The sequence below is a fragment of the Pseudomonas sp. B35(2017) genome, from assembly GCF_002113645.1.
Lineage (GTDB): Bacteria > Pseudomonadota > Gammaproteobacteria > Pseudomonadales > Pseudomonadaceae > Aquipseudomonas > Aquipseudomonas ekonensis.
Genome location: NZ_NEIZ01000015.1, coordinates 2,385 through 24,079, shown reverse-complemented (window position 1 = coordinate 24,079; position 21,695 = coordinate 2,385). Strand labels below are relative to the sequence as shown.

Annotated in this window: 2 protein-coding genes (1 of these 2 only partly in view); both read right to left on the bottom strand. The window is 68.8% G+C overall.

What is annotated here, in order from left to right:
• Nucleotides 1–9,285, bottom strand: the 5' portion of a protein-coding gene (locus CAG41_RS29035) for a non-ribosomal peptide synthetase (RefSeq protein WP_085707448.1). It extends 5,787 nt beyond the left edge of the window; only the first 9,285 of its 15,072 coding nucleotides appear in the window; it begins with the start codon at nt 9,283–9,285; its stop codon lies beyond the left edge, outside the window.
• Nucleotides 9,285–21,695, bottom strand: coding sequence for a non-ribosomal peptide synthetase (locus tag CAG41_RS21210; protein ID WP_085707447.1), 12,411 nt, complete (start codon nt 21,693–21,695; stop codon nt 9,285–9,287). The genes CAG41_RS29035 and CAG41_RS21210 overlap by 1 nt, the downstream gene beginning before the upstream one ends.

Sequence of the window (21,695 nt, the reverse complement as noted above, 5' to 3'; positions counted from 1 at the left end):
GCCGGTGGCGTTCCACTGCTCGACCATCAAGCGGCGGTCGGCGGCGTCCAGCAGGTCCAGGGCGCCGAGGCGGGCGTCCCCCGACTGCACCATTTGCGACAACAGGTTGTTCAGTTGCGCGCTCAGGCGTTCGATCACCGAATCGGTGAACGACCCGCGCCGGTAGCTGTAGTGCAGCGACAGCTCATCGCTGACGTTCACCGCCAGGGTCAGCGGGTAGTTGGTCTGCTCGTGGTTGTCGACGCCGCCGAAGCGCAGCTCCTGCGGTGCGCCCTCCTCCAGCGCCTGGGACACCGGGTAGTTCTCGAACACCAGAATGTTGTCGAACAGCGCCTCGCCGCTCTGCCCGGCCCAACGCTGAATGTCGAACAGCGGCGTGTGCTCGTGCTCGCGCAGGGCGATGTTCTGCGCCTGCACGCTCTGCAGCCACTGGCCGACGCTGTGCTCTGAACGCGGGCTGGCGATCACCGGCAAGGTGTTGATGAACAGGCCGATCTGCTGCTCGACGCCCTTGAGCTCGGTCGGGCGGCCGGCCACGGTGGCGCCGAACGCCACGCTCTCCTGCCCGGTCAGGCGTTGCAGCAGCAACAGCCACGCGGCCTGGATCAAGGTGTTGAGGGTGACCTTCTGCTGCCGGGCGAACTCGCCCAGGCGGCGGGTCTGCGCGGCGTCGATGAACACGTAGCGTTCGCCGTGACCGTCGCGCGGCGCGTCGCCATGGGGAGCGGTGATCGCCTGGGCCAGGCGCGTCGGCTCTTGCAGGTGGGCCAGTTGCGCCGTCCAGAACCGTTCGCTGACCGTGGCGTCCTGACGCTGCAGCCATTCGATGTAATCGCGGTAGCGGCCGGTCGGCGCCGGCAGCGTTTCGCCGGCGTAGCGCTGAAGCACTTCGCCGAGCAACTGCGAGTTGCTCCAGCCGTCCATCAGGATGTGATGGTTGGTGTAGATCAGGTGGCAGCGCCGGTCATCCAGACGCACCACCGCCATGCGCAGCAGCGGCCCTTGGCCGAGGTCGAAGCCCTCGGCCTGCTCGTCGGCCGCCAGCGCGTCGAGCGCGGCTTCGGCGTCGTCGCGACCGCGCCAGTCGAGCACGCGGAACGGCATCGGCAGCTGCTTGTGCACCACCTGCACCGGCCGCGCCAGGTCGCCCTGCCAGACAAACCCGGTACGCAGAATGTCGTGGCTGTCCACCGCCGCCTGCCAGGCTTGGCAAAAGCGTTGCGGGTCGAGGCCTTCGACGTCCAGGCGCACCTGGTTGATGTAGTCGCCGGACGCTTGCTCGTAGAGGCTGTGGAACAGCATGCCTTGCTGCATCGCCGACAGCGGGTAGATGTCGGCGATCTGCTGGGCCGGCCACGGCAGGCTGTCGAGCTGCGCCTGGGTCAGCCCGGCCAGCGGGAAGTCCGACGGCGTCAGGCCTTCGGCGCCCGGCGTCACGCAATGGGCGATCAGCGCGGCGAGTTCGTCGGCGTAGTCCTGGGCCAGTTGTTCGATGGTGGCGCTGTCGAAGCGCTCGCCGCTGAAGGTCCAGCCGACGCTCAGTTCGCCGCCGTACACCTGACCGTTGAGGGTCAGCCAGTTGCCCATCGGCGCATCGGGGCTCTGCTCCAGGCCGGCGTTGTCCGGAGCCGGCGCGAACAGCGCGCCGTCGTCGGCCTCGAAGCTGCCGTCGAACTGGCCCAGGTAGTTGAAGGTGATGCGCGGGCTCGGCAGCGCCCGCAGGCTGGCCTGGGCCTGGGCATCGCCCAAGTGGCGCAGGGCGCCGAAGCCGATGCCCTTGTTCGGGATCGCGCGCAGTTGCTCCTTGATGCGCTTGATCGACTCGCCCGCCCCTTCGGCCGGGGTCAGGCGCACCGGGAACAGGCTGGTGAACCAGCCCACGGTGCGGGTCAGGTCGACGCCGTCGAACAGTTCTTCACGGCCGTGGCCTTCCAGCTGGATCAGTGTCGACGGCTGGCCGCTCCAGCGTCCGATCACCCGCGCCAGCGCCGTCAGCAGCAGGTCGTTGACCTGGGTGCGGTAGGCCGCCGGGGCTTCTTGCAGCAGTTGCCGGGTCAGCTCGGCGCTGAGGCGGGTCTGCACGGTCTGCGCCAGACGGTTCTGCTGGCCGGCGTCGAGACGCTTGCACGGCAGGTCGGTGGCGGCGCCGCAGAGGCAGGCCTGCCAGTAGGCCAGTTCCTGCTGCAGCACCGGGCCGTTGGCGTAGCGCTGCAAGTGCGCGCTCCAGTCCTTGAACGCCGTGGTCTTGGCCGGCAGTTCCGGCGTCTGGCCGTCGACCGCTTGCCGGTAGGCGTTCTGCAGGTCTTCCAACAGAATCCGCCACGACACGCCGTCCACCGCCAGGTGATGGATCACCAGCAACAGACGCTGGCTGCCGTCGGCCAGGGTGGCCAGCACCGCGCGCAGCAACGGGCCGTCTTGCAGGTCAAGACTGCGCTGGGCACGGTTGCCCAGGGCTTCGAGCGCCGCGATGTCGGCGATGTCTTCCTGCCAGAGCAAGGCTTGCGGCAGAGCCTCCACCGCCAGGTGCTCGGCCTGCCAGGCCTCGCCCTCCCGGCGGAAACTCAGGCGCAGGGCATCGTGATGCACCGCCAGGGCCTGCAGCGCCTGCTCGACCTTGTCGGCCTGAAGCGGCTGACGCGGCTTGAGCAGCACCGACTGGTTCCAGTGGTGACGCTCGGGGATGTCATCCTCGAAGAACTGCTGCTGGATCGGCAGCAGCGACGCTGCACCGGTGACCGCTTGCTGGTCGATGCCGGACACGTCCTCGCCGATCTGCGCCACCAGGGCCAGACGCTGCACGGTCTGGTGCTGGAACAGGTCTTTGGGGTTGAGGCGGATGCCGGCCTGACGGGCGCGGCTGACCACCTGGATCGAGATGATCGAATCGCCGCCCAGTTCGAAGAAGTTGTCGTTCAGGCCCACTTGCTCAAGCTTGAGCACGTCCTGCCAGATGTCGGCCAGACGCCGCTCCAGCTCGCTTTGCGGGGCCTGGTAGGCTTGCTGCGCCTGGTTCGCGTCCGGCGACGGCAGGCTACTGCGGTTGAGCTTGCCGTTGGCGGTCAGCGGCAGCTGCGCCAGCAGCAACAGGTGCGCCGGGATCATGTGGTCCGGCAGGTTTTCCTTGAGCGCGGCGCGCACGTCGTCACGCCAGCGAGCTTGCTCCGTCGCGTCGGCGTCCTGCAGCGCGGCATCGGCCGGCACCAGGTACGCCACCAGTTGCTGGCCGCTCGGGCCTGGCTGCGCCAGCACCACGGCCTGGGTGATCGCCGCCTGCTCCAGCAGTTGTGCTTCGATCTCGCCCAGCTCGATGCGGAAGCCGCGGATCTTCACCTGATGGTCGATCCGCCCGATGTATTCGATCACGCCGTCGGCGCGGTAGCGCGCCAGGTCGCCGGTGCGGTACAGGCGACCGCCGTCGGCGGCGAACGGGTCGGGAATGAAGCGCAGCGTGGTCAGGTCAGGCCGGTTCAGGTAGCCCCGGGCCAGGCCCGCTCGACCCACGTACAGCTCGCCGATGCAGCCCTTGGCCACCGGGTTGAGGTCGCCGTCGAGCAAGTACCACGACAGATCCGGGATCGGCTCGCCGATCGGGCTGCTGGCGTCACGCGAAAGATCCGCCAACGAGATCGGCCGGTAGGTCACGTGCACCGTGGTTTCGGTGATGCCGTACATGTTGATCAGTTGCGGAGCGCGGTCGCCGAAGCGGTCGAACCACGGCCGCAGGCTCTTGACCTCCAGCGCCTCGCCGCCGAACACCACGTAGCGCAGCGCCGGTTGCAGCGCCGCGTGTTCCGGGGCGCACGCCACTTGCATCAGCTGCTTGAACGCCGACGGGGTCTGGTTGAGCACGGTGATGCCTTCGCGGCACAGCAAGGCGTAGAAGTCTTCCGGCGAACGGCTGACCTCGTAAGGCACCACCACCAGTTTGCCGCCGTACAGCAGCGCGCCGAAGATCTCCCACACGGAGAAGTCGAAGGCGTAGGAATGGAACAGGCTCCAGGCGTCCTGGGCACCGAAGCCGAACCAGGCGTCGGTGGCCTCGAACAGACGCAGCACGTTGCGGTGCGCGAGCAAGGTGCCCTTCGGCTGGCCGGTGGAGCCGGAGGTGTAGATCACGTAGGCCAGGTTGTCCGGGCTCATGTCCACGTTCGGGTTGGCGTCGCTGTAGCCTTCCAGGCCGTCGCGCTCTTGGTCGAGCATCAGGCTGCGCACCGATTCCGGCACCGGCAAGCGGCCGAGCAGATGGCTCTGGGTCAGCAGCAGGCCGATGCCGCTGTCGCCGATCATGTAGGCCAGACGGTCCTGCGGATAGGTCGGGTCGAGCGGCACGTAGGCGCCGCCGGCCTTGAGGATCGCCAGCAGGCCGACGAGCATGTCGAGGCTGCGCTCCACCGCCAGGCCGACGCGCACGTCTGGCCCCACGCCACTAGCGATCAGCTTGTGCGCCAGCGGGTTGGCGCGGGCGTTGAGCTCGCCGTAGGTCAGGGCCTGTCCGTCGCAGGTCACGGCCACCGCGTGCGGGGCCCGCTCGGCCTGGTCTTCGATCAGGCGGTGCAGGCAGCGCTCGCCCGGGAACGCGGTCAGCGCCGGGTTCCATTGCGCCAGGGTGGTCTGACGCTCAGCGGCGTCCTGCACCGGCAGGTCGGCGATGCGCTGGCCGCAGTCGGCGACGATGCCGTGCAGCAGCATCGTCCAGTGCTGCGCGAAGCGCGCCATGGTGGCGGCATCGAACAGGTCGGTGGCGTAGGTCAATTCGGCCCAGACGTTGTCCACCGATTCGAACGTGTCCAGGGTCAGGTCGAACTGGGCGGTGTGCGACGCCCAGCCCAGGCCTTCGATCTCGACCTTCGCCAGGCGCGTGGCACCCGAGGCGCGGCGGGCCTGGCTCTGGTGGTTGTGCAGCACCTGGAACAGCGGGCTGTGGCTGAGGCTGCGCTCCGGTTGCAGGGCGTCCACCAGTTGCTCGAACGGCAGGTCCTGGTGGGCCTGGGCGCCGAGCACGGTGTTCTTCACCTGCTGCAGCAGGCTGCGGAAGGTCTGCTGGCTGTCGAATTCAGCCTTCAGCACCTGGGTGTTGACGAAGAAGCCGATCAGGCCTTCGGTCTCGACCCGGTTGCGGTTGGCCACCGGCACGCCGACGCGGATGTCGGCCTGGCCGCTGTAGCGGTGCAGCAAGGTCTGGAACGAGGCCAGCAGCAGCGCGAACAGGGTGACGTTCTCCCGTTGCGCCACCTGCTTGAGGCCGGCGGCCAGTTCCGCGCTGAGCGGGATGTCCTGACGCGCGCCGCGGTGGCTTTGCTCCGGCGGACGCGGACGGTCGGTCGGCAACTCCAGGAGCGGCTGTTCGCCGTCGCCCAGTTGCGCGGTCCAGTAGTCCAGTTGGCGCTCGCGTTCGCCGGCGTCCATCCACTGGCGTTGCCAAACGGCGTAGTCGGCGTACTGCACCGGCAACGCCGGCAGTTCGACGTTTTGGCCCTGGCTGTAGGCGGCGTACAGCGCCACCAGCTCATCGACCATGATGCCCATCGACCAGCCGTCGGAGACGATGTGGTGCAAGGTGATGATCAGCGCATGGTCATCGGCGGCCAGGCGCAGCAGCTTGACCCGCAGCAGCGGGCCCTTCTGCAGATCGAACAGGTGCAGGGTCTCGGCGGCGACCAACGCTTGCAGCGCGGCGTCGTCCAGGCCGCCGTCGATCACCTCGACCGGCAGCTCCAGCGCCCTCTGCGCCTGGATCACTTGCAGGGTCTGGCCCTGCTCCTCCACAAAGCAGGTGCGCAGGGATTCGTGGCGGGCGATCAGCGCATCGAAGCTGCGCCGCAACGCCGCCAGATCCAGCTCGCCGCGCAGGCGCAGCGCCGCCGGCACGTGGTAGGCGGTGCTGGTCGGCTCCAGTTGCCAGAGGAACCACTGACGCTCCTGGGCGTAGGACAGCGCCAGCGGTTGCAGGCGCGGCAACGCCACGATCGGCGGCTCCTGACGGGCCTGATCGACCCCGAGCGCGGCGACGAAGTCCGCCAGGGTGCTGTGCTCGAACAGGGTGCGCAGCGGCACCTGCACGTTCAGCGCCTGACGCACCCGCGACACCACCTGGGTCACCAGCAGCGAGTGCCCGCCCAGCTCGAAGAAGTTGTCGCCAAGGCCCACTTGCTCAAGCTTCAGCACCGCTTGCCAGATGCCGGCCACGGTGTGCTGGGTGGCGGTCTGCGGCGCGATGTAGGCCGATTGCAGTTGGCTGGCGTCAGGCGCCGGCAGTGCCTTGCGGTCCACCTTGCCGTTGGGCGTCAGCGGCAGTTGCGCGAGGAACAGCAGATGCGCCGGCACCATGTACTCCGGCAGTTCGGCCTTGAGCCTGGCCTTGAGCGCGGCGCGCAACGCGGCCTCGCCGTCGGCGTCCAGGCTTGCGCCGTCGGCCGGCACCACGTAGCCCACCAGTTGCGGGCCGGTCGGGCCGTCCTGGGCCACGACCACGGTTTCGCGCACGCTATCGAGGGCCAGCAGGCGCGCTTCGATTTCCCCCAGTTCGATGCGGAAGCCGCGGATCTTCACCTGATGGTCGATCCGCCCGATGTACTCGATCACGCCTTCGGCGCGGTAGCGGGTCAGGTCGCCGGTGCGGTACAGGCGTTCGCCGGTGCCGGAGAACGGATCCGGCACGAAGCGTTCGGCGGTCAGGGCCGGACGCTGGAAGTAGCCGCGGGCCAGGCCGTCGCCGCCGATCAGCAGTTCGCCCGGCGCGCCGAGGGGGTTCAGTTCCAGGTCGCTGCCCAGGATGTACAGCGCGGTGTTGTCGATGGGCTTGCCGAGGAACGGACGGCTGCTGTCCGGGCTCAGCGGATGCAGCGCCGACCAGATGGTGGTTTCGGTCGGGCCGTACAGGTTCCAGACCTTCGCCGAGCGCGCCAGCATGCGCTGCGCCAGCTCCTGAGGCAGCGCCTCGCCGCCGCAGAGGAAGGTGCGGCCGTCGAGGATGGCGGCGTGTTCGTTGTCCAGCAGCATGCGCCAGGTGGACGGAGTGGCTTGCAGCATGCTCACGCCGTGGCGGGCGATCAGCTCCAGCACCGCCTGCGGGTCCTGGTGCACGTCCTTGCCGGTCAGCACCACGGCGGCGCCGGCCAGCAGCGGGCCGTAGATCTCAAGGCCGAAGATGTCGAACGAGAACGTGGTCAGCGACAGCATGCGGTCGGCAGCGGCGATCCCCGGTTGCCCGACCATGCTGACGACGAAGTTGCTCAGGGCGCCGTGGCGCACCATCACGCCCTTCGGTTTGCCGGTGGAGCCGGAGGTGTAGATCGTGTAGGCCAGGTGTTCGGCGTCCGGCGCCACGGCAGGGGCCGATGTCGGGTAATCCGCCAGCCAGTCCTGCGGCCCGTCCAGCAGCACGGTGGCCAGGCCGGCCGGGATCGGCAGCAGCGTCTGCAGGTGGGATTGGGTCAGCAGCAGCTCAAGGCCGCTGTCCTCGATCATGTAGGCCAGGCGATCTTCCGGGTAGGCCGGGTCCAGCGGCACGTAGGCGCCGCCGGCCTTGAGGATCGCCAGCAGGCCGACGATCATTTCGACGCTGCGCTCGACCGCGATGCCCACCAGCCGGTCCGGGCTGACGCCCAGCTCGATCAGCTTGTGCGCGAGGCGGTTGGCGCGGTTGTCCAGTTCGGCGTAGGTCAGCTGCGCGTCGCCGACGATCAGGGCGACGGCGTCAGGCGTCTGCCGGGCCTGCAAGGCGATGCGCTGGTGCACGCACGGCGCCGGCGCGGCGTGGTCGACCACGCGGTTCCAGTCCTGCAGCAGCACTTTGTGTTCGCTGTCGTCCAGCAGCGGCAGTTCGCCGACACGCTGGTTTGGCGCGGCGACGATGCCGCGCAACAGGTTGAGCCAGTGACGGGCCAGGCGCTCGATGGTTTCAGGCTTGAACAGGTCGGTGGCGTAGGTCAGTTCCGCCGCCACGCCCTCGCTGGATTCGTAGGTGCCCAGGGTCAGGTCGAACTGCGCGGTGCGGCCCTCCCAGACGATGTCCTCGACACTCAGTTGCGGCAGCTGCACCTGGCTCTGGCGCTGGGCCCGGTCGTTGACCGCCTGGTGGTTGTACATCACCTGGAAAACCGGGCTGTGGCTGAGGCTGCGCTCCGGTTGCAGGGCTTCGATCAGTTGCTCGAACGGCAGATCCTGATGGGCCTGGGCCTCCATCGCCGCTTGCTTGACCTCGGCCAGCAGACGGTTGAACGGCAGTTGCCCGTGCACCTCGGCGCTGAGCACCTGGGTGTTGACGAAGAAGCCGATCAGGCCTTCGGTCTCGACCCGGTTGCGGTTGGCGGTCGGCACACCGACGCGGATCTGCGGCTGGCCGCTGTAGCGGTGCAGCAAGGCCTGGAACGAGGCCAGCAGCACCATGAACAGGCTGGCGCCTTCGCGCTGCGCCAGGTGCTTGAGCCCGTCGGCCAGGTCCGTCGGCAAGTTCAGGTCCAGGCGCGCGCCACGGAAGCTCTGCACCGCCGGGCGCGGATGGTCGATCGGCAGTTCCAGCACCGGCTGCTCGCCGCCCAGGGTCTTGACCCAGTACGCCAGTTGCCGCTCACGTTCGCCGGCCTCCAACCAGTGCCGTTGCCAGATCGCGTAGTCGGCGTACTGCACCGCCAGCGGCGGCAGGGTCAGCGGTTGGCCGGCGGTGTCGGCGGCGTACAGCTTGATCAGTTCGCCGACCAGCACCTGCATCGACCAGCCATCGGAAATGATGTGGTGCTGGATCAACGCCATGACATGGTCGTCGTCCGCCACCTTGAGCAGCGCGACCCGCAGCAGCGGGCCCTGCTGGAGGTTGAACGGGCGCGCGGTCTCGCCTTCGACGAACGCCTTGACGGCGGCGTCCACCGCCGCCGCGTCCAGCCCCGGCGCCAACGGCTGCACCGACACGCTCAACGGCATGTGCGGGTGGATCACCTGGCAGGTCTTTTCATCGTGCTCGACGAAGGTGGTGCGCAAGCTCTCGTGGCGCGCCACCAGGACATTGAAGCTGCGCTCCAGCGCCGCGACGTCCAGCGCGCCCTTCAGGCGCAGGGCGCTGGGGATGTGGTACGCGGTGCTGTGCGGATCCATCTGCCACAGGAACAACTGGCGTTCCTGGGCATAGGACAGCGGGATCGCCTCGAAGCCTGTACGGGTTTCCGGAATCGGCAGGTTGGCCGGCGAGACGCCCTCTTCGAGCATCTTTTCCAGGTACAGCTTACGTTTGTCCAGCGGCAGAGTGATAAAGCGCTTGGCAATCCTCAAAGCAACACTCGTGTCCATCAGACCTCCTCCATATCGTCAAGCAGGGCTTCCAGCTTGCTCAGTTTCTGTTCATTGATAGCCCCGCCTCCTGTATTGAGGTGAGCGACGAAGTCGCCCAGGACGGGGTGCTGGAATAGCAGTTGCGGAGTCAGGCTCAGCCCCAGTTCAAGGGCCATTCGCGACACGACATTCACCGCCAGCAGCGAGTGCCCGCCCAGTTCGAAGAAGTGATCGTTCAGACCGATCCGTCCGACGGACAGCACCTGCTGCCAGATCGCCGCGACCTGCTGCTCAAGCTCCGACTGCGGCGCGACGTACGCGGCCTGCATCTGGCTGGCATCCACCGCCGGCAGCGCCTTGCGGTCGAGCTTGCCGTTGGGGGTCAGGGGCAGCTGTTCGAGGAACAACAGGTGCGCGGGAATCATGTAGTCAGGTAACGAAGACTTGAGGCCAGTCTTTAGTCCCTCGCGCAGTCGGCGTTGCGCCTCGCCGTCGGACAGATCCAGTTGCGCGGCGGCCACGTACGCCGCCAGTTGCGCGCCGCCCTCGCCGTCCACCGCCAGCACCGCCGCCTCGCGCACGCCCGGCTGGGCCAGCAGGCGCGCCTCGATTTCGCCCAGCTCGATGCGGTAGCCGCGGATTTTCACTTGGTGGTCGATCCGGCCCATGTACTCAAGCTCGCCGTCCTCGCGCAGGCGGATCAGGTCGCCGGTGCGGTACAGGCGCTCGCCGTCGCCGGCAAACGGATTGGGCACGAACTTCTCGGCGGTCATCGCCGCACGGCCCAGGTAGCCCCGGGTGACGCCGGCACCGGACAGGTACAGTTCCGCCGACACGCCCTGGGGCACCGCTTGCAGATCGGCGTCCAGCAGATGGCTGGCGGAATGGTCGAGCGCCCGGCCGATGCGCGCCTGGCCACCGGCGCGGCGGCGGGTCCAGGTTGAGTAGGTGGTGTCTTCCGACGGCCCGTAGAGGTCGTAGACGTGCTCGATGCCCGGCGTTTGGTACAGCGCCTCCACCAGCGCCTGCTTCAGCGGCTCGCCGGCCAGGTTGACGATCCGCACGCCCGGCGGGATCTGCCCGGCACGCTGCAGCGCGGCGATGGCCGACGGCACGGTGTTGATCAGGCGCACCTGGTCCCGCGCCGGCAAGTGCGGCAGCTCCAGGGCATTGCGGGCGATGATCAGCGACCCGCCGTTGGCCAGGGTCACGAACAGCTCCCACACCGACAGGTCGAAGCACACCGACGTGGACGCCAGCACGCCCTGGATGTCCTCGCGGCGGTACACCTGCGCCGACCAGTCGATCAGCGCCATGACGTTGCGGTGGGCGATCGCCACCCCTTTCGGCTTGCCGGTGGAGCCGGAGGTGTAGATCACGTAGGCCAGGTTGTCCGGCGTCACCTGCGTACGCGGCGTCTCCCGGGCATAGCCGTCCAGCGCGACCTCGTCCATCAGCACCACGTCGGTGCCGGCGCCCACGGTCAGGGTGGCGGCGATGTCCCGCTCGGTCAGCAGCACCCGCGCGCGGCTGTCTTCGAGCATGTAGGCCACGCGGTCGGCCGGGTAGTCCGGATCCAGCGGCACGTAGGCGCCGCCGGCCTTGAGCACCGCCAGCAACGCCACCAGCAAGTGCTCGGAACGCGGCATCGCCACGCCCACCCGCACTTCCGGGCCGACGCCCAGTTCGATCAGCTTGTGCGCCAGGCGGTTGGCTCGGGCGTCAAACTCCGCGTAGCTCAGTTGCCGTTCGGCGAAGGTCACGGCCAGCGCGTCCGGGGTGGCGGCCACCTGACGGCCGATGGCCTGGTGGATGCACCGGTCGGTGACGAAGCGGTTGTCCGCAGGCTCGACATCGCACAGCGTCAGTTCGCTCAACGAGCGCTCGCCCGCATCGGTCATCTGGCTGAGCAGACGCTGCAGGTGCGCACCCAACTGCGCCACGCCGGCACTGGCGAAGCGGTCGTTCTGGTAGCTGAAGTGCACCGACAGCTCGCTGCCCAGGTGCACCAGCAGGGTCAACGGGTAGTTGGTCTGCTCATGGTTGACCACCGGGCCGAACCGCAGGCCCTGGGGCGCGCCCTGCTCCAGCGCCTCGGCGATCGGGTAGTTCTCGAACACCATCAGGCTGTCGAACAGGGCCTCGCCGCCCTGCCCGGCCCAGCGCTGGATCTGCGCCAGCGGCGTGTGCTCGAACTCGCGCAGCGCCAGGTTCTGCGCCTGCACGGCGGCCAGCCAATCGGCCAGGCTCTGCTGCGCACGCGGCGCGGCGATCACCGGCAGGCTGTTGATGAACAGGCCGATCTGCTGCTCGGCCCCCAGCAGATCCGCCGGACGCCCGGCGACCGTGGCGCCGAACGCCACGCAGTCCTTGCCGGTGTAGCGCTGCAACAGCAGCAGCCACGCCGCTTGCACCACGGTGTTGACGGTGACTTTCGAGGCGCGGGCGAACTCGCCCAGACGCTGGGTCAGCCCGGCGTCCAGCACCTGGTAGTGATCGCCGTAACCGGTGGCCGGCAACCCCGCCGCCGGACGCGCCATGGCATCGGCCAGGCGGGTCGGCTCTTGCAGGTCGTCCAGCGCCGCCCGCCACCAGGCTTCGGCCGCTGCGGCGTCCTGGCGCTGCAGCCAGGCGATGTAGTCGCGGTAACGGCCCGCCGGACGCGGCACCGCGTCGCCGCTGTAATGCTGCAGCACTTCGCCGAGCAACTGCGCGCTGCTCCAGCCGTCCATCAGGATGTGATGGTTGGTGTAGATCAGGTGATGGCGCCCGGCCCCGGTGCGCACCAGCACCAGACGCAGCAGCGGTGCGCGGGTCAGGTCGAGGCCTTGGGCACGCTCTTCGTCGGCGAGCGATTGCAGGGCCGTGTCGAGGTCGTCCCGGCCGTTCCAGTCGAGCACGCGGAACGGCACCGCCACCTGGCGCTGCACCACTTGCACCGGCTGTTCCAGGTCGCCCTGCCAGACGAACCCGGTGCGCAGGATGTCGTGGGCATCCATCGCCGCCTGCCACGCGGCACGGAAACGCTCGGGATCGACGCCGTCGACGTCCAGGCGCATCTGGTTGATGTAGTCGCCGTTGCCGTGTTCGAGCAGGGTGTGGAACAGCATGCCCTGCTGCATCGGCGACAGCGGGTAGATGTCGTCGATGGCCTGCGGCTGCGGCGCCAGCACGTCGAGCTGGGCCTGGGTCAGCGAGGCCAGCGGGAAGTCCGACGGCGTCACCCCACGGTTAGAGCTGTCGCAGCAATGGGCGATCAGCGCGGTCAGTTCTTGCAGGTAGTCGTCGGCCAGGCGCTGGATGGTCGCCGGCTCGAACATCTCGCGGCTGAACGTCCAGCTCAGGTCCAGTTCGCCGCCGAACACTTTGCCGTCCAGGGCCAGCGGGCTGCCCAGCGGGCCCTGCATGTTCACCTCTTCGCCGCCGGATTCGGCGGTCGGCGCGAACAGCGCATCGCCTTCGGCCTCGAAACCGCCGTCGAACTGGCCCAGGTAGTTGAAGGTCAGGCGTGGCGTCGGCAAGGCTTGCAGGGTCTGGCGCGCGTGGTCGTCGCCCAGGTGCGCGAGGGCGCCGAAGCCGATGCCCTTGTTCGGGATCGCCCGCAGTTGCTCCTTGATCTGCTTGAGCGAGGCCCCCAGGTCTGCGGCCGGCGTCAGGCGCGCCGGGAACAGGCTGGTGAACCAGCCGACGGTGCGGGTCAGATCGACCGTGTCGAACAGGTCTTCACGGCCATGCCCTTCCAGTTGCACCAGCACGCTGTCATCGCCGGTCCAGCGCACCATCACCCGCGCCAGCGCGGTCAGCAGCAGGTCGTTGACCTGGGTGCGGTAGGCCGCCGGGGCCTCCTGCAACAGTTGGCGGGTCAGCTCTTTGCTCAGCGGCGTGCGGATCGCCTGCGCCTGACAGTGCTGCTGGCCGCCCTCAGGGTTGTCGCACGGCAGCGCCACCGACGCGCCTTGCAACTGCTGCTGCCAGAAGCCCAGCTCGGCCTGCAACGGCTCGCTGGCGGCATAGCCCTGCAACGCTTCGGCCCAGGCCTTGACCGAGCTGGTCCTGGCCGGCAACTGCACGGCGGCGCCGGCCAGGATCTGCCGGTAAGCGCTTTGCAGGTCTTCGAACAGGATCCGCCACGACACACCGTCGACCACTAGGTGATGGACGATCAGCAACAGGCGCTGGCTGCCGTCGGCCAGATCCGCCAGCACGGCGCGGATCAGCGAGCCGCCGTTCAGCTTCAGGCTGCGCTGGGCCTGGTTGCCCAAGGCCTCCAGCGCCGCAAGGTCAGCGACCTCGGCCGGGATGAGGATGGCTTCGCCCGCCTGCGCCTGCGCGCTGCGGTACTGCGCCGACCAGGCGTCGGCCTGCTCGGTGAATGCCAGGCGCAGGCTGTCGTGGTGCGCCACCAAGGCCTGCAACGCTTGCTCCAGCACCTGCCCGTCCAGCGGCTGGCGGGCCTTGAGCATCACCGACTGGTTCCAGTGGTGCCGGTCCGGGATCGGTTGGGCGAAGAACCACTGATGGATCGGCAGCAGCGCGGTCGCACCGCTGGCCGGCCGCTGGTCGATCGCCTGCAACGGTTCGCCGGTCTGCACCACGGCCGCCAGCGCCTGGACGGTCTGGTGCTGGAACAGGTCTTTGGGCGTGAAGCGCAGCCCGGCCTGGCGGGCGCGGCTGACCACCTGGATCGAGATGATCGAGTCGCCGCCCAGTTCGAAGAAGTTGTCGCCGAGGCCGACCCGCTCAAGCTTGAGCACGTCCTGCCAGATCGTCGCCAGTTGCTGCTCCAGCGCCGTCTGCGGCGCCACGTAAGCCTGCTGCAATTGGCTGACGTCAGGCTTGGGCAGGTTCTTGCGGTCGAGCTTGCCGTTGGGCGTCAGCGGCATGCGTTCGAGGGTCAGCACGTAGGCCGGCACCATGTGCGCCGGCATCGTCGCCTTCAACTGCTCGCGCAGGCCCTCGGCGAAGTCCGCCCGCTGCGCGTCGCCGACCACGTAGGCCACCAGGCGCTTGCTGCCGCCGCTTTCCTGGGCCACCACCACCGCTTCGCGCACGCCCTCCAGGGCTTGCAGGCGCGCCTCGATTTCCCCCAGCTCGATGCGGAAGCCGCGGATCTTCACCTGGTTGTCGATGCGTTGCAGGTAGTCGAAGGTGCCGTCGGCGCGCTGGCGCACCAGGTCGCCGGTGCGGTACAGCACGCCGCCGGCCTGGCCGAACGGGTCGGCAACGAAACGCTCGGCGGTCATCGCCGCCCGGTTCAGGTAGCCGCGGGCCACGCCGCTGCCGCCCAGGTACAGCTCGCCGGCCATGCCTTGGGGCAACAGGTTCAGGTCGGCGTCGAGCACATAGGCGCTGCGGTCGCCGATGCGGCTGCCGATCGGCGCATAGGCGGCGCCGCACGGTTCATCGCGGCCGGCCTTCCAGATCAGCGGGGTGACCACGGTCTCGGTCGGGCCGTAGCCGTTGATGATGTACTCCGGCTTCAGCGCACGCTTGACCCGTTCGAAGCTGGCGTTCGGCACCGCGTCGCCGCCGAAGCAGTAGATGCGCACCTTCGGCGGGTTGCCCACGCGCTCGGCGTGTTCGGCCAGCTGTTGCAGGTACACCGGCGGGAACGCGACCACGGTCACGCCGTGTTCGAGCATCGCGTTGTAGGTCTGCTCCGGCGTCCACAGGCTGTCGTCGCGGATCAGCAGCGAGCCGCCGTGGGTCAGGCTGGTCAGCCAGCGTTCGTGGGCGCCGTCGAAGGCGAACGACATGAAGTGGAATTCGCAGTCGGTGTCGCGCATCTCGTAGCGCTCGCCGATGGCCAGGCAATGCATCGACAGCGGGCCGTGGGTGACGCTCACGCCTTTGGGGTTGCCGGTGGAGCCGGAGGTGTAGATCACGTAGGCGAGGTTGTCCGGATCCAGCGCCACGTCCGGCGCCTGGGCCGGACGGTCGCTGAGGTCGAGGCGGTCCAGTTCCAGCACGCTCAGCGCCTCGCCGACCGGCAGCTGCGCCGACACCCGCGAATCGGTCAGCAGCAGCGCCAGCCCGGCGTCCTGCATCAGGTACGCCAGGCGCTCGCGCGGGTAGCTGGTGTCCAGCGGCACATAGGCGCCGCCGGCCTTGAGCACCGCCAGCAGCGCGACGATCAGGCCTTCGCTGCGCGGCATGGCCACGCCGACCCGCACTTCGGCGCCCACGCCACGGGCCACCAGCTCATGGGCCAGGCGGTTGGCCCGGGCATCCAGTTCGCCATAGCTGTAGTGCTGGCCGTCGAAGATCACGGCGGTGCGTTCAGGCTGCTGCGCCGCCAGTCGGGCGTAGCGCTGATGCACGGCGATGTCCATCGGGTAGGCCTGCGGCCGGTTCTCGGCCTGTTGCCGGGCGTGTTCCTCGGCAGTGGCCAGGGCGATCTCGCCGAGGCGGCGCTCGCCGGATTCGGCGAACCGCTCCAGCAGGTGCAGCAGTTGCGCGCTGAGGCGCTCGACGGTGGCGGCGCTGAAGTGCGCCCGGTCGACGCTCATGTGCAGCGCCAGGGTGTCGCCCAGGGTGACGCCCAAGGTCAGCGGGTAGTGGGTCTGATCCTGGTTGGCCACAGGACCGAACACCACACCTTCGGCGGTGCCGTGCTGCAGCGCTTCGGAGATCGGGAAGTTCTCGAACACCAGCAAGGTGTCGAACAGCGACTCGCCGCCCTGCCCGGCCCAGCGCTGGATGTTCGCCAGCGGCGTGTGTTCGAACTCACGCAGCGCCAGGTTCTGCGCCTGCACGGCGGCCAGCCACGCGGCCACAGTCTGGTCCGGACGGCTGGCGGCGATCACCGGCAAGGTGTTGATGAACAGGCCCACCTGTTGCTCGATGCCGGCAATCTCCGCCGGACGCCCGGCCACGGTGGTGCCGAACGCCACGCAGGCGCTGCCGGTGTAGCGCTGCAACAGCAGCAGCCAGGCGGCCTGCACCAGCGTGTTGACAGTGACTTTCTGTTCACGGGCGAACGCGTTCAGGCGCCGGGTGCGCGCCGCGTCGAGGTCGTGATGCGTGAGGGCATGACCGCTTACGGTGCGCACCTCGCCGCCGGCCGCCGCAGCCTGCGCCAGCACGGTCGGCTCCTGGAAGTCCGCCAGTTGCGCCAGCCAGAACGCTTCGCTGACGGCGGCGTCCTGACGTTGCAGCCACTGGATGTAATCGGCGTAGCGGCTCACCGGACGCGCCGGCTCAAGCCCCGCGTAACGCTGCAGCACCTCGCCGAGCATCTGCGCGCTGCTCCAGCCGTCCATCAGGATGTGGTGGTTGGTGAAGATCAGGTGATGGCGGTGTAAAGCAACGCGGATCAGGGTCACGCGCAGCAGCCCGGCCCGGGTCAGGTCGAAGCCTTGGGCCAGGTCGGCGGCGGTGAAGTCCTTGAGCGCCTGGGCGACGTCGTCGCGTTCGCGCCAGTCGAGCAGCGTGTACGGCAGTTCGAGGCGGCGGTGGATGATCTGCAGTTGCTCCTGCAGTTCGCCCTGCCAGATGAAGCCGCTGCGCAGGATGTCGTGGGCATCCATCGTCGCCTGCCACGCGGCGCGGAAGCGCTCGGGGTCGAGGCCGTCGACGTCCACGCACAGCTGGTTGATGTAGGTGCCGGTGCCTTGCTCGTACAGGGTGTGGAACAACATGCCCTGCTGCATCGGCGACAGCGGATAGAGGTCTTCGATGGCGGCGGCCGGCACCGGGATCGCGTCCAACTGCGCCTGGCCGATGTGCGCCAGCGGGAAGTCCGACGGCGTCACGCCCATCGATTCCGGCAGGCAGCAGTGGCGGATCAGGGCCTGGAGCTCGGTTTCGTATTCGGCGGCCAGACGGGCGATGGTCGCCTCGTTGAACTGCTCGCGGCTGAAGGTCCAGCGCAGGTCGAGCTCGCCGTCGTAGACCTGGCCTTCTACGCCCAGCCAGTTGTCCAGCGGCGCGTCCGGGCTCTGCTCGCCGCCGGCGCCCTCGCCGGCCGGGCTGAACAGCGCGCCCTCTTCGGCATCGAAACTGCCGTCGAACTGGCCGAGGTAGTTGAAGGTGATGCGCGGCATCGGCAGCGCTTTCAGGCTGGCCTGCACAGAAGGCTCGCCCAGGTGGCGCAGCACGCCGAAGCCGATGCCTTTGTTGGGGATCGCGCGCAGCTGTTCCTTGACCTGCTTGATCGCCGCCGCGACGGATTGCGCCGGGGTCAGGCGCACCGGGAACAGGCTGGTGAACCAGCCCACGGTGCGGGTCAGGTCGATGTCGTCGAACAGGTCTTCGCGGCCGTGGCCTTCCAGTTGGATCAGGGTGTCGGCGTGGCCGGTCCAGCGGCAGATCACCCGCGCCAGGGCGGTCAGCAGCAGGTCGTTGACCTGGGTGCGGTAGGCCGCCGGGGCCTGTTGCAGCAGCTGTTGGGTGAGGCGCTTGTCGAGGCGGCTGTGGACAACCTTGGCGTGACGGCTCTGGCGGCTGCCCTGTGGGTTGTCGCACGGCAGCGCCAGCTCGGCGCCGTCGAGCTGACGTTGCCAGAAGCCCAGTTCGGCCTGCACCGCGTCGGTTGCGGCGTAGGCCTGCAGATGCTCGCCCCAGGCCTTGTACGGGCTGGTCTTGGCCGGCAGCTGGATGCCCGTGCCTTGCGCCGCTTGCTGATAGGCCTGTTGCAGGTCCTCCAGCAGGATCCGCCACGACACGCCGTCCACCGCCAGGTGATGCACCGCCAGCAACAGGCGCTGGCTGCCGTCGGCGACGGTGGCCAGCACCGCACGCAGCAGCGGGCCGTGTTGCAGGCTCAGGCTCTGCTGGGCCTTGCCGTACAGCGCTTGCAGGTCGGCATCGGTCAGGCCGTCCGCCGTCCACAGCAGTTCAGGGTCGGCCGCCACCGGCGCCACGTCGGCGCGCCAACCGTCGGTGCCCTCGACGAAGCGCGAACGCAGGCCGTCGTGGTGCGCCGCCAGCCCGTTGAGCGCTTGCAGCAGCGCGTCGGCATTCAGGGCCTGATGGCTGCGCAGCAGCACCGCCTGGTTCCAGTGGTGACGCTGGGGAATGTCGTCTTCGAAGAAGGTGTGCTGGATCGGCAGCAACGGCAGCTCGCCGGTCACCGGCCCCTGATCGATGCTCACCCCGCCGCTGCCCTGCTGCGCCACCGCCGCCAGCGCCTGCACGGTCTGGTGCTGGAACAGGTCGCGCGGACTGAAGTGAATCCCGGCCTGACGCGAGCGGCTGACCACCTGAATGGAAATGATCGAGTCGCCGCCCAGCTCGAAGAAGTTGTCGGTCAGGCCGACCTGGTCGAGCTTGAGCACGTCCTGCCAGATCGCCGCGATCTTCTGTTCCAGCTCGCTGCGCGGCGCGACGAACGCCTGCTGCATCTGGCTGGCGTCCGGCGCCGGCAAGGCCTTGCGGTCGAGCTTGCCGTTGGGGCTCAGGGGCAGCGCGGCCAGGAACACCATCTGGGTCGGCACCATGTAGTCCGGCAGGCTGTCCTTGAGCTGCGCCTTGATCGCCTCGCGGGTTGCGCCCTGGCCGTCGGCCGAGGCGTCGACCACGGCGGCGTCCGCCGGCACCACGTAGGCGACCAGTTGCAGGCTGCTGCCGCCCTGCACCGCGAGCACCACAGTCTCGCTGACCGCGTCCAGCGCCAGCAGGCGCGCCTCCACCTCGCCCAGCTCGATCCGGAAGCCGCGGATCTTCACTTGATGGTCGACCCGGCCGACGTACTCGATCTGGCCAAGGGCGTTGTAGCGCGCCAGGTCGCCGGTGCGGTACAGGCGCGCGCCATCGGCGGAGAACGGATCGGGGATGAAGCGCTCGGCGGTCAGGTCGGCGCGCTGGAAGTAACCCCGCGCCAGCAGTTCGCCGCCGAGCATCAGTTCGCCGACCACGCCGACCGGGGTCGGCTGGCCCTCGGCGTCCAGCAGGTAGGCATGGCGGCCCGGCAGCGGCCGGCCGATGGGCATCGTCAGCGGCAGCGGCTGCTGCCCGCTGACGTAGTCGCTGCAATCGAGGGTGGTGGCGGTGACGGTGGCCTCGGTCGGGCCGTAGGTGTTGAGCAGCCTCACGTGCCCCAGGCCCGCCTCGCGCCAGGCCTGCACGCCTTCCGGCGGCATCGCCTCGCCGCCGCTGTGCACCTGGCGCAGCGCGGCGTAGTCGCGCGGGCCTGCGGCGGCGAACTCCTTGGCGATCATGTTCCAGTAGGCGGTGGTCAGGTCCATCACCGTGATGCCCTGCCCGACGATCTGGCGGTACAGGGTTTCGCTGTCCCACACCTCGTTGCCGCGCAGCAGCACGCGGGCGCCGCAAGTCAGCGGGCCGAACAGTTGCTCGCCGAACGCATCGAAGTTGAACGTGGCGAACTGCAGCGCGCAATCGGCGGCGCTCAGGCCGTAGTAGTGCTGCGAAGCGAAGGCGTGCTTGCTCAGGGCGCCATGGCTGATGCCGACGCCTTTCGGGCGCCCGGTGGAGCCGGAGGTGAACATCACATAGGCCAGGTTGTCGGCCCAGACGGTGCGTTGCGGGTTGCCGTCCTCGTCGTGCAGCCAGGCTTCGGCCTGGTCCAGGCACAGGCTCCGGACGTTCTCGGGCACCGGCAGACGCCCGAGCAGATGGCTTTGGGTCAGCAGCAGGCGGCTGCCGCTGTCTTCGATCATGCACAGCAGGCGGTCGCGCGGGTATTGCGGATCCAGCGGCACATAGGCGCCGCCGGCCTTGAGCACGGCGAGGATGGCGACGATCAGCTCCAGCCCCCGGTCGACCGCGATGCCCACCAACACCTCCGGGCCGACCCCTTCGGCCAGCAGCGTGCGGGCCAGGCGGTTGGCCCGGGCGTTGAGCTGGGCATAGGTCAGTTGCTCGCCGTCGAAGATCAGGGCGACCGCGTCCGGCGTCTTCGCCACTTCGGCCTCGAACAGCTCATGCACCGGGCGCTCGCTCGGCCATGCGGCGTCATGACGGCCCCACTGGCGGATCAACTGCTCGTGTTCCTGCGCCTGCATCAGGCCGATGTCGCCGACCCGCTGCTGCGGATCGGCGGCGACGCTGCGCAGCAGCTCGCTCCAGTGCCGCGCCATGCGTTCAATGGTCTGCGCATCGAACAGGTCGCTGGCGTAGGTGAACGCCGCGTGCAGCTGGCCGCCCTTCTCGTAGGTGTCCAGGCTCAAGTCGAACTGGGTGCTGCGGCTTTCCCACTCGATGACGCCCAGCTCCAGGCCGTTGCCGACCTTGAGCGCGGTGACGTCGGCGACTTCCGGCTGGTGGTTGTACATCACCTGGAACAGCGGGTTGTAGCTCAGGCTGCGCTCCAGCTTCAGCGCCTCGACCAGGCGCTCGAACGGCAAGTCCTGGTGGGCCTGGGCGCCGAGGGCGGTTTCCTTGAGGTCGCGCAGCAGGTCGGCGAAGCGGGTCTGGCCGTCCAGTTGCGCACGCAACACCTGGGTGTTGACGAAGAAGCCGATCAGCCCTTCGATCTCGCGGCGGTTGCGGTTGGCGATGGGCACGCCGACGCGCAGGTCGGTCTGCCCGGTGTAGCGGTGCAGCAGCACATTGAAGGTGCCCAGCAACAGCATGAACAGGGTGACGCCGTGCTGGCGGGCCACGCCGCGCAACTGCTCGACCAGCCCGGCCTCGACGACGTGCTCCAGGCGCCGGCCCAGGTTACTCGGCAGCACCGGGCGCGGACGGTCCAGCGGCAGTTCCAGCACCGGGTGTTCGTCGCCCATCTGCGCCAGCCAGTAGTCGAGCTGGCGCTGCTGCTCGCCGGCCTCCAGCCAGCGGCGCTGCCACAGTGCGTAGTCGCTGTACTGCACCGGCAACGGCGGCAGTTCGGCGACGATGCCCTGGTCGTGAGCGTCGTAGAAGCGGCAGAACTCGTCGATCAGCACGTTCATCGACCAACCGTCGGACACGATGTGGTGCAAGGTCAGCAGCAGCACGTGTTCCTGCTCGCCCAGTTGCAGCAGCACCACCCGCAGCAGCGGACCGTTGGCCAGATCGAACGGCAGCAGCGATTGTTCCTGGGCGGCGGCCGCCACCTGTACCTCACGCTCGTCCGCCGGCAGGGCCGACAGGTCGATGCGGCGGATCTCCAGCGGCTGTTGCAGCGGCACTTGCAGCAGGCTGTCGTCGGCCTGCTGGCGGAACACGGTGCGCAGGGTCTCGTGACGCTCGATGAGGCTGGCGAAGGCCTGCTCCAGCGCTGGCCGGTTCAGGCGCCCGGTCAGGCGCACCGCCGCCGGCAGGTTGTAGGCGCCGCTCTGCGGATCCAGGTGCCAGAGAAACCACATGCGCTGCTGGGCGTAGGAGAGCGCCTGGCGATCCTCGGCCTCGACCCCGGCCGGAATCGGAAACCTTGAAAAGTCCACGCCTTCGCGTTGCAGGGCGGCGAGGAACATCTGGCGCTTTTCCAGCGGCAACCCGATAAACCGGCGAGCGAGTTTCAAGGAGTCATCAGCATTCAT

Coding starts and splice junctions, on each gene's coding strand:
- CAG41_RS21210 (WP_085707447.1), bottom strand. CDS start 21,695: ATGAATGCTGATGACTCCTTGAAACTCGCTCGCCGGTTTATCGGGTTG.